2 protein-coding genes are annotated in these 12,106 nt (G+C 44.2%); both read left to right on the top strand.

The features are described from left to right. Positions 1 to 9: 9 nt before the first annotated feature. Positions 10 to 6,093, top strand: a complete 6,084-nt coding sequence (locus F9K23_10965; protein KAB2915361.1) for a T9SS type A sorting domain-containing protein — start codon at positions 10 to 12, stop codon at positions 6,091 to 6,093. 20 nt (positions 6,094 to 6,113) lie between these two features. Continuing rightward, positions 6,114 to 12,086 (top strand): T9SS type A sorting domain-containing protein, encoded by a 5,973-nt coding sequence (locus F9K23_10960; GenBank protein KAB2915360.1) that lies wholly within the window; start codon positions 6,114 to 6,116, stop codon positions 12,084 to 12,086. The last annotated feature ends 20 nt before the right edge of the window (positions 12,087 to 12,106 follow it).

The following is a 12,106-nucleotide window of genomic DNA, read 5'->3' as shown; positions in this document are numbered from 1 at the left end:
TTTTAAGAAATGAAAACAAAAGGAATATATAAAATAACCGCCGCTGTAGCCTTACTGTTTATCAGTATAGTGGCAGTGGCGCAACCAAGCGGGGTGTCTCTTCCGTCATCATCCCCCTATAGCGAAAACTTTAATACTGCTCCCGGTGCTTCGGGAACTGGATACCCTTCAGGTTGGGGTGCAAACAACAACGGTGCTTGGGATCCAACCATGGGCGTGGGTACTTCAGGCAGCACCACCGGTGATAACTATAATTATGGTTCAAACATTGGGTTGTTGGGTAGCGGAAGTAACTACGACCCTTCGTACATTATACTGGTAATTTCTAATACAACCGGAAAAAACGGATTGAAAATCAGTTATGATGTGCTTAAAATCCGTGAGCAAACCCGTTTGTGTACCTTCAATCTTGAAGTAAGTACCACATCGGCAACCTCGGGTTTTAGTGCCATTAGTGCAGGAGCTTATAACTCGGGCAGTATTGCACAAGGTACCACCACCAATTTTGCGAACATTGATATATCAGCCCTAGACAATAAATCGGGTCCTGTATATATACGTTGGTACTATGCTTCTTCGGGAAGCGGTTCGCGCGACGGGGTTGCTTTAGATAACGTGTCAATTAGCTGGAATGCAGGTATTGATGTTAATACACCTGCTGTAACCAATATAGGTGAGTCTACTGCCGACTTTTCAGCCAACTTAGCTTCAAACGGCGGTACAACTATTTTAGAGCGTGGATTTGTATGGTCTACCACTACCAACCCTTTAGTGGGTGGCGGCGGTGTTACCAAAGTTACTGCTTCAGGTACCTCAACCGGAACATTTACATCTTCAATTACAGGTTTGCCTGCCGGTACGCGTGTATATTTTAAAGGGTTTGCCCGTAACTCAACTGGCTCATTTTATACTTCTGAGGTGAGTTTCATTACCCAATCAGCAGAACCTACGGCTTACCCCGGTTCATTTACAGCCACGGCCATCTCAAAAAACAGCATAAAGCTTGATTGGACACAGGTTGCCGGAGCTAACGGATATTTGATTATCCAACGCAAGGGTGTGGCTCCAACCGGAACACCTACTGATAAGACTGCATATACGCTAAATCAGGTGTTAGGTGACGGAACTATTGTAGGGTTTGTAACATCAGGAGCTACGGTAACAACTACAATAACCGGCTTGATACAAGGAACAAGGTATTACTATACACTGTTTCCTTTTGGATATAATGGTACCAATACCGAAACATACAATTACCGAACAGTGCCCACTATACCGTTGGCTAACGACAGTACTTGGGGATTCCCGCCATCGTTTAAATCAACTATAGAAGGTGTTTCAGGTTCTGAAGCTGTAGGTCTTTCATCTCTGATAAATGATAATATCACTACTGCTGCCAACGGTACACAAGTTTGGAAACTACAAGTAAAAGACGGTGGTGCCACCCTGAACGATGCCGATGATTTGCCTACCATTGTTACCCGTATTACACTTAACAAAGCAGCAAAAAATACAGTTTCAAGCTGGTTGAATACGTTACAATCAGTAGGATTGGTAGATGATAGCACGGGTGCTGTGATTGCTAACGGTACTATTACCGCAAACACAATCACCTTTAACGGACTTACCGTAACAGCCGCCGATAATAACTACCGACCACTTTCGGTTAGGTTGAGTTTGAAAGCCATTGCCCACAGAGACAGGGATACTTTTCATTTTTATGTTGACTCTATAGGTACGCTCACCAAATCGGTGTTAGAAAGCTCACAAACCCAAAACTTCATTTCTTACTCTGATTCAAGTAAAAACACCATTGATGTAGTGGCTACTAAGTTGCGTTTCATCACTCAGCCCCAAACAACGGTTGAAGCCGGTGCTTTTTTAACTAATACCATACAGGTTGAAGCGGTTGATGCATTTAATACCCGCGATATTGATTTTAACGGGAACATTAGCCTAACCGCAACCGACGGAAACCTGATAGCAACCTCACGTAGCATTACTGCCGTGAAGGGGTTGGCAATATTTGATACTGTGCGCTTTAACAGGATTTCAGCCAACGATACCCTGGTTGCTACAGCAGGTGCGTTAACGCTTGCAAAGAGCAACAGGTTTGTGGTTGAAGCTTCTAAAGGTTCTGATATTATTGCCGATGGAGGCTTTGTTTACCCGCAAAATATTATTCATACTGATTATAACGATACCGATGCGGTATCGCTTACCAATTCATTAGAAGTAATGTCTTTACTACTTCGCGATGGTGGTAATAATGATGATAACGACTTCGAATCTACTATTCTAAAAGGGTTAACATTTAATGTTAGCAAATCATACCTTATACGCAAAGCCGCCTTATTTGTAGGCAGTACAAAAGTTGCTGAGGTGGATAGCGTTGTAACAGTTGGTGCTAACAAGCAGCTTGTGTTTACAGGTTTTGCAATGACTGCCCCTGATAATGATTCGCTTCGTTTTTCTTTACGTGTAACCTTTAAAGATTCAGCAATTGATGGTGATAACTTTGGTTTTGCCGTAGTTATTGCAACTGCTGATGCAGCAGCAAGCCAATTTACTGCTACTAATGCAGGTGGAGCGGCCAGCTTAACCGGCGGTGCTAATAACAAGATAGATGTTATTGGTCGTATGGTTAGGTTTGTACAACAACCTACCGACGTATCAGAAGGTAGTGCTCAATTACCCCCACCTTCGGTAGTTGCGACTGATAGTTTAGGTAACTACGATTTAGCGGCTCATAATTATACGCTGAAAGTATTGGGCGGCTCAATATTCGATTTTCGCGCCATTATATCAGCCAATTCAAGCAGTAATGGTGTGGCTACTTTTAGCCGCTTGATTTACGGTGTACCCGCTACAGGAGTTAAAATTTCTGTAAAAACTACAGGAATTGACAGTACCGTGAGCGATACGTTTGAGGTAATGAAGCCTACTTGGTTCCGTTCAGTAAAATCAGGAAACTGGTCTGATACTCTTGTTTGGGAATTCTCTAAAAATTACGGTGTAAACTGGCAGGCTGCCAACGAAACTCCTGATTACAGCAGGCACGGCCGCATAACTATTCGTGCTGCTCACACTGTTCAAATGGATGGTTTAACCGCAGATGCAAATACTGTTGATGAACTTATTGTAGAAAGCAATGCGGTATTGATAACCCCACAAGGTGCCTATAATAAATTGACAGTAGTTGACGGTTTGGCCACCGATGTGGTAGTGGAAGGTAAGTTGTTGCACAACAACCCTGTGGCCGGAAACGGTATCAGTATTGCTGCACCTGCAACAATGTTGGTTAAAAAAGGCGGTGCTGTTGAATTGGCTGCCTTTGGTGATGCCGCACATTGGGCTGGAAATACCAACATTACTTTTGAAGACAGTTCATTCTATATTCACAATACGCCAATTACCAATACCATTGGGGCGGTTACCATGTTCCCCAATGCAACTGCTACTGAGAAACCTGTTTTCAGGATTGCACAAAACTATACTTACCCCGGTTCATTTATAAACCCAATGGCAACCCTTGCCATCAATGGATTGTTAAACATTGATACTGCAAAAACACTTACTATAAACGGTGGTGGTGAGCGTTTACTGCGCAACGGTATTATAGGTGCGGGTAACCTTGTAATAGCCGATTCATCAAAAGTGCGCATTACTGCCGATGCTCAATTGAGCGGTAGCGGTAAAATAAGCGTTAACCATGCTAAAGCACTGTTCCAGATTGGAACGGCCAGCTATACCGAACTTAAAAACAACAAAGAACTTACTACAACTGCCGCTAATGGGATTTCAGTAAGCGGTACGCTGAACGGGTTTACCAACGGCTTTAGCGGTAATGCTACTGCCAAAACCGAAGCAGGGGCAACCGTAATTACTGCAAATACTCAAGGTTTGGGTGGTTTGTTCAATACTTCGGGGGCTAAAACCTATCACCCTGCTACTGATTACATATTCAACGGTACAGTTGCGCAAAACACTGGTAACACCATAGGTTTAACTGCACGTACAATAAAAGTAAACAATGCTTTCGGGTTGACTTTGGGTGATTCAGTAACTGTTACTGATACCCTGTATATCGGCCAAAGCAATGTTACTTCATCAACCAACGCGGTATTGACTATTGCCGTAAGCGGTGTGATTGACGGTTATTCAGCTACCAGCTTTATAAACGGACCATTGAATTTGTGGGTAGATAATGCAGCAGTGTACTATCCTGTGGGTAAAACCACTTATGGACCTGTAACCTATACATCAACAGGCACGCCTTCTTGGATTACCCTAGAGTACGTTAACAACAACCCCAATGCAAACGGGTTTGATACAGCTAAAAGAGGGGCAGGGCTTGCCGCAATAAAAGCTAACGAATACTGGAAAATCCACTCATCGGCCAAAACAACAGGAAACATTGAATTACCTTATACTTCAAACTCAGCAATAACCGGTGTTGATATTCTTAACATCCGCGTAGTAAGCTGGAACGGAACCCGTTGGGTAAGCGAAGGTCCTGTGGCACGCACTGCAACTTCTACCCGTGTGGTTGCCGATGGATTAACCAATTATACAGTATTTACAGTAGGTGTTGATTCAACGTGTGCTATCCCTGCGGTTCCTGTCTTTGCTGCCAACAATGTTTGCGGTGCAGGCAATGTGGTAACACTTGCCGCCAGCGGAAACGGAGTTGTACGTTGGTTTATCAATGCCAACGACGTTCAGCCGTTTGCACAAGGTACATCCGTAAATGTTGGCACATTGTTTACCGACAGTGTTTTTTATGCTGAAGTGAAAAACATTGGTTGCTATAGCAATCGTGTTGCTTATTCAGTCACTATTAACACCCCTCCCGCGGCCCCTTCGTTAAGCGGCACAACACAATTGTGTAACGCAACGGCAACCGTACTAAATGCTGATACATTAGGTACTAACAACTGGTATGCCGATGTAAATGCTACGCTGCCAATATTTACCGGCGATGCGTTTGCAACCGGAAACCTAACTAACGATACTTCTTTCTACGTAGAAAAAATACAAAATGGCTGCGCAAGCACTACCCGTACAAGGATAGATGTGAGCGTGAAGCCCGGAATACTTTCACCCGTTAGCAATGGTGCGGAAGTTTGTTCAGGTGCAAAAGCAGTAGTAAATGCTGCTGCAAACTATACAATCCGTTGGTATGAGAATACAACTGCAAGCACCCCGTTTTATAGCGGAACACGTTATACAACCGGTGTTTTAACCGCAGATTCTACTTTTTATGTAGAAGCTTTTGACGGTGCTTGCGCCAGCCCGCGCATACCCGTATTAGCTAAAGTACTTGCTTTACCTGCCGCTCCTGCAATTACTCCCGGTGCGGTTTGCGTAGGTAATACAGCACAGATTGCGGCTAACGGCCCCGGTACGGTGTATTGGTACAACGATACCACATCGGCAGCTATCAGCAGCGGAAACAGTTTTACTACCGCTCCGCTTACAGCTACCCGCACTTATTATGCAGCCATATTTGACGGTAAGTGTTTCAGTCCAAAAGTGGCCGCACTTGCTGAGGCGTTTGCAATACCCGGCAGTGCTACCATAAATGCACCCGCCAATGCGCCAACAAATCAAACAGTAGCAATACAAACTACAGCCGTTGCCCAAAATTATGTGTGGGATTTCGGTACGGATGCTACTCCTCAAACAGCTACAGGTGCAGGCCCTCACAATGTAAAATGGTCAACCCAAGGTTCTAAAACAGTGAAGTTGAAACTGTGGAACGGAAACAGTGCCGTAGCCTGCTCTACCGAGGTGCAAAACTTTGTACAAGTAGGTGCAGGGGTTGGCGTGCAAGAGATTGCAGGTGCAAGCATAGCTGTATATCCTAACCCTGCTTCATCAGCTTTGACCCTTGATGTGGTGTTTGAAGCTGCACAATCGGGCAGTGTGTTGATTACAGATGCTACCGGAAAAACAGTTTATCAAACTGCTTTTGAAAATGTATCAGGCATAAATAAACAATTGGATGTGACAGGCTTTGCTAAAGGCTTGTATATGCTGAAGGTGGCTACCGAAAACGGAGTTTCGGTACATAAAGTAATAGTTCAATAAGTAGTAACAACGGATTAAAAATGAAAAATAAATTGTTTCAAAGTGCCTTTAACCTTTGTGTAGCTGCAATAGTATTGTTGCTGCCTGCATTGGTAAAAGCACAAAACGATGTAATGATTTCGTACGACTTCAATACAAGTTGTGCTGCACCTCCTGCGGGATGGTCTATCCAAAACGTTGACGGTGGTTGTACTTGGCGTTGCGGTGGTGGTATTTTGCAAAATAACCACTCATCGCAAAGTTGCAGCGGTGCAGCCGATGATTGGTTGATAACCCCCGAATTGAATTTTGATGAGTTCTTAAATGAGTATATCTCATTATCAATGGGCTCAAACTATAGCGGTGGTTCATTAAACGTTAGACTTTCAACCAACTATTCAGGTTCAGGAAGCCCCTATTCAGCCACTTGGTCAACTTTGGCCAGCTACACAGCCGGTTCTAATTATACCATAAATATTGGTAGCCAAACCGGAAAAGGATATATCGCTTTTCAATATACCTCTACAGGAAACGGTACAGGTCAAGCGGCTTTGTATGCTATCTACAGCATGTCGGTAAAGGGTACAAAAAGCATATACATTACCAATCCTACTGTTAAAAATATTGATACTGCCAAAGCCGATTTAGGTGCCGAGGTAGTATTGGCCGGCCCAGCAACTGTTCTTGAACGTGGCATTGTTTGGTCGTTAACCGCTAACCCGCTTAAAGGCGGTTCAGGTGTAACCCAAGTAAACGTATCGGGAACCGACGGTGTGTTTGATACCACAGTTACAGGTTTGCCTACAGGCACAAGGATTTATTACAAGGGGTTTGTTACTGATGCCAGCAAAACGGTTTACACTACCGAGACTTCTTTTTTTACCCTCTCAGCTGAACCTTCAGCCTATCCTTTAACATTTACGGCTACAACTCAATCTAAGAACAGCATTAAGTTAGATTGGACACAAGTGCCCGATGCTAAAGGCTACATAATTTTGCAACGTGCCCGTTTGGCTCCTACGGGAATTCCCAACGATGCTACTGCTTATACCAACGGACAATTTATTGGTGATGGGCAAGTAGTAGGGGTGTTTACAAGCAACGCCACTATCACTACTACCATTACAGGGTTGGTGCAAGGTACCCGTTACTATTACACATTATTTCCTTACAACTATAATCTTACCAATAACGAAACCCGCAATTACAAAACTGCGACTCCTGTGCCTACTGCTACGGATAGTACATGGGGATATCCACCGTCGTACAGTTCAGCTGTTGAGGGTGTTGCAGGCACGGGTGTGGTAACTATATCAAGTTTGATGAATGATGCCACGGTAAGCGATACTACCAAAGGTGTTTTGGCATGGAGAATACAATTGAAAGACGGGGGCTCAACCCTTAATGATATGGATGATTTGCCTACCCAGATTACCTCATTAGTGGTAAGACCCGGTGCAAAAAATACCGTTGCAAGCTGGTCTACCGCAATACAATCGGTAGGATTATTTGATGACAGCACAGGTGCTCTTATCAGGCAAGGTTTAATAGGTACTAACACGATTACTTTCAACTCGATAAATGTGGTTGCTCAAGACAACAACTACAGGCCAATGTCGGTAAGGTTATCGCTACGTAAAACCGTATTGACTGATAACAGCCGTTTCCATTTCAAAATAGATTCTGCCGATGTGGTTGTAAAAGGGGTGATAGAAAGTTCACAAACCTATAATTTCAGCACTCTTTCGGATACGCTTAAAAACAGCATTGAAGTACTTGCTACCAAGCTAAGTTTCTTAACCACCATGCCTACACCAATTGAGGCGGGTGCATTCATTACTCAGCAGCAGGTAGTAGCTTTAGATACTTTCGGTAGCCGTGATATTGATTATACCGGTGCTATTTCAGTTTCATCTATCGGTAATGCACTTATTGCTTCGCCACGCGTTGTAAATGCTGTGAGCGGTTTGGCTGCTTTTGATACCGTAAGGTTCTTTAAGGCTATGCCAACCGATACCCTTATAGCAATGGCTTCCGGCATGATAAATGGTAAAAGCAGCAGGTATGTGGTTGAAAACTCTAAACGCTCAGATATAGCTGTTGACGGTTCATTCATTTACCCGCAAAATATTCAGCACCTTACGTATAAAGATACCGGTGTTATTACTGCTACAAATTCACTAGAGGTATTCAGCCTTCGTTTACGTGATGGCGGCGGAAGCCCTGATAACGATTTTGAGCCTACTACACTTTCAGCACTTACCTTTAGCGTGGGCAACTCATACGCCATTGGAAAAGCTGCGTTGGTAGCCAACGGTGTCAAAATTGCCGAGGTAACCACAGTAGGTTCAATCATACAGTTTACCAATATAAACCTGGTTGCCAATGATAATGATTCGGTTCGTTTTTCATTGCACGTAACGTTTAAAGGTACAGTAACCGACGGACATCGTGTAACATTTACTATTACTTCGGCCACTGTAGGTGCTACTGGTTCATTGCTTGCGGCTACAAATGCTGGCGGTGCTACCAGCTCAACGCTGTATAACGATAACAAAATTGATATTACTGCCAGCCGTTTGGCGTTTGTGAAACAACCTGTAAACGTTGCGCGTGGTAGCATTATGTATCCTTTTGTAACTGTGCAAACCCTTGATGCGGAAGGTAATATAGATAATGCAGGACGTGGTATAACACTGGAAGCAAACGGTACGGCCTTTAATTTTTCTGCCCTGAATGCGGTGGGTGTGATACCTACCAAAGCGGTAGCAGAGTTTACCAAACTGATATTTGACGTACCCACCACGGGTGCTACACTTATTGCCCGCTCGGCAGGTTTAGACAGTGTCATCAGTAATCCTTTTAATGTGTTGTTGCCTGTGTGGTTCCGTTCAGTAAAATCAGGTAACTGGTCGGATATTTCGGTATGGGAACAAACCACCGACTTCGGTACTAATTGGGTTGCCGCTACGGATACTCCCAACTGCAGCGAACACGGTTTTGTAACCATCAGCAACGGCGATACCGTGAAAATGAACGGCATTTCGGCCGCTGCAAATACGGTGGATGAACTTACTATTGAAAAGGGTGCTGTATTGGTAACCCCATCGGTAGCGCCGTTCAAACTTGCTGTTAATGATGCTTTTGGTGATGATATAACTGTTGAAGGAACCTTGTTGCACAACAACGGCCAATCAATTGGCGGTATAGATATTGCTGCGCCTGCAAGCATTGCAGTGAAAAAGGGCGGTGTAATTGAGCTTGCCTCATTTGGTGATGCTGCCGATTGGGCAGGAAACACCAATATCAGGTTTGAAGACAGCGCATTATATGTACACAATACCACTATTGCAAACACCATCAGTCCTGCTGTGATGTTCCCTAATTCGGCTGCTAACGAAGTAGCCATTTTTAGGATAGCACAAAACAACACATTCCCCGGTTCAGCCATGAATGCAAACAGCCCGTTGGTAATAAACGGCTTGCTTGCAATAGATAACAATACAACATTAACCATTGGTGGTAACGGCGAGAGAGGTTTGCGTAACGGTATTACCGGCGCAGGAGACCTTGTTATAGTTAATTCTGCTAAAACTCGTATTACGGATGTGGCTCAACTGAGCGGTACAGGTTCGATACAGGTGAACAGTGCCGCAGCTATATTCCAAATAGCTGCTTCAAGTCAAACCGAATTGTTAAATAACAAAGCCATCACAACTACTGCTAATAATGGTATTCGTGTGGCCGGCCAATTAAACGGTTTCGCTAACGGTTTCACAGGCAATGCCGCTACTATTATTGAAAGTAACGCAACAATTATCACTGCACACTCGCAAGGTGTAAGTGGTTTGTTTGCCAATACAGGTGCTAAAACCATTCAGCCTGCCAATTATGTATTTAATGGTACTGCTGTGCAAAACAGCGGTAGCCTTAACGGCAACGTTGCCCGCACAGTAAAAGTGAGCAACAACAGTGGCTTGGTGTTGACCGATAACCTAACTATTGCCGATACATTATTTATTGGGGCAGGTAATATTACCACAAGCCCAAGCAACTTACTTACTATTAACGGCAATGGTGTGATTGATGGTTATTCAGCCGCAAGCTACATTAACGGCCCTGTGAAAGTTTGGGTGGATAGCGCTGAAACAGTGCAATTGCCCGTAGGTAAAGCAATTTATGCTCCTGTAAATTATACTGCTGATAATGCAAATACTTGGGTAACGCTGGAGTATGTAGGCAATACACCAAACAACAACGGTTTTGATACGGCTAAGCGTGGCGAAGGCCTAGCTGCGGTGAAAGCCAACGAATACTGGAAAATAAGCACTTCAAATACAGTTGAAGGTCGTGTTGAAGTGCCTTTCACAACAAACTCGGCCATTACAGGTGTTGATGCGTTGAACATTCGTGTAGTAAGCTGGAACGGCACCCGTTGGGTAAGTGAAGGCCCTGTGCGCAGGACTGCAAATACCAACGGTGTTCAATCCGACGTGTTGAATAACTATATCGTATTTACCATTGGTGTGGATTCTGCTTGTACCATTCCTGCTGCTCCTGCATTTACTACGTTAAACGTATGTAATGGCAATACCGCAAACCTTACTGCCACCGGAAACGGTTCTATCCGATGGTTTGCAGCTATGAACGATGAAAAGCCTTTTGCCATTGGCAATACCGTTAATGCGGGTGTAATTTTTATTGATACTGTGTTTTATGCTGAGGTGAAAAACATCGGTTGTATAAGCAACCGCGTGGCTTATCCGGTTAAAATAAATGCAATACCGGTTGCTCCTTTTGTAAGCGGTACTACCCAATTGTGCTACAACCAATCGGTGCAATTAGCAGCCGATACTAACGGAACACACAATTGGTATAACGATGTAAATGCAACCACCGCACTATTCACCGGCGATGTATTAACAAGCAGCTCGCTTACTAAAGACACTTCTTTCTATGTAGAAAAAGTAGTAATCGGTTGCCCAAGTACCCGCACCCGTGTTGATGTGGCTGTAAGAGCACAAATACAAAATCCTTTCAGCGTAGGTGCTGAGGTATGTGCAGGCACTCCTGCGGTTGTAAAAGCTACAGCTAACGAAGACATCCGTTGGTTTATCGACGGTACTACAACGATACCTTTCTTTACCGGTGAGCGATTTAATACCGCCAACCTGTTTGCTACCACTACATACTTCTTAGAAGCTTTTGAAGGAGCTTGCAAAAGCCAGCGTGTACCCGTTACCGTTGATGTGCTTGCCTTGCCTGCTGCCCCAACGCTTACCCAACCTGCCGTTTGCGAAGGTTCTTCGGCACAGGTAAATGCTACCGGCAGTGGTAAAGTATATTGGTTCAACGATAATACTGCCACCATATCAGCCGATAGCGGTGTAGTATTCACTACACCCGCACTTAACACCAGCCGTACTTACTATGCAAACGTGTTCGACGGTAAGTGCTACAGTCCTAAGGCTTCAGCGGTGGTAACAGTTTATACAATTCCTGTTAATGCTGCGTTTACAGCGGCATCGTATGTTGCGACCAATCAGCCCACTGTGATACAAACCGCTACAACCGCTCAGTATTACACCTGGGATTTTGGAACCGATGCAACACCTCAAACTGCATCAGGTGTTGGTCCTCACAATGTTAAATGGGCAAGCCAAGGTACCAAAACCATCACCATGAAGGTATGGAACGGTAATACTGCCGTGGCCTGCTCTACTGAGGTACAAAAAACCGTAGCCGTTGGCCCCGGTTTAGGTATCGAAAGTGTAAACGGTGCGCAGATAGTAGTGTATCCTAACCCTATTAGCCAAGGAGAACTGAATATCAGCTTGCCTGCTGAAGAGCAAGCGGTAATCAGTGTAACCGATGCAACAGGAAGATTGGTTTGGAAAGGTGAAACAAACGCCCGCGAAACTGCTGTAAATGTGAGCGGTTGGGCTGCCGGAATCTACTTTGTAAACATTAGCACCAATGGCTATAACCAAACGGTGAAAATTGATAAACAATAAAAAACAACAGTGAGGGAGAT

This window comes from Bacteroidota bacterium (assembly GCA_008933805.1).
Lineage (GTDB): Bacteria > Bacteroidota > Bacteroidia > UBA8524 > UBA8524 > SB11.
Note: the sequence above shows the minus strand (reverse complement) of the source record. Positions and strands in the feature narration are given on the sequence as shown.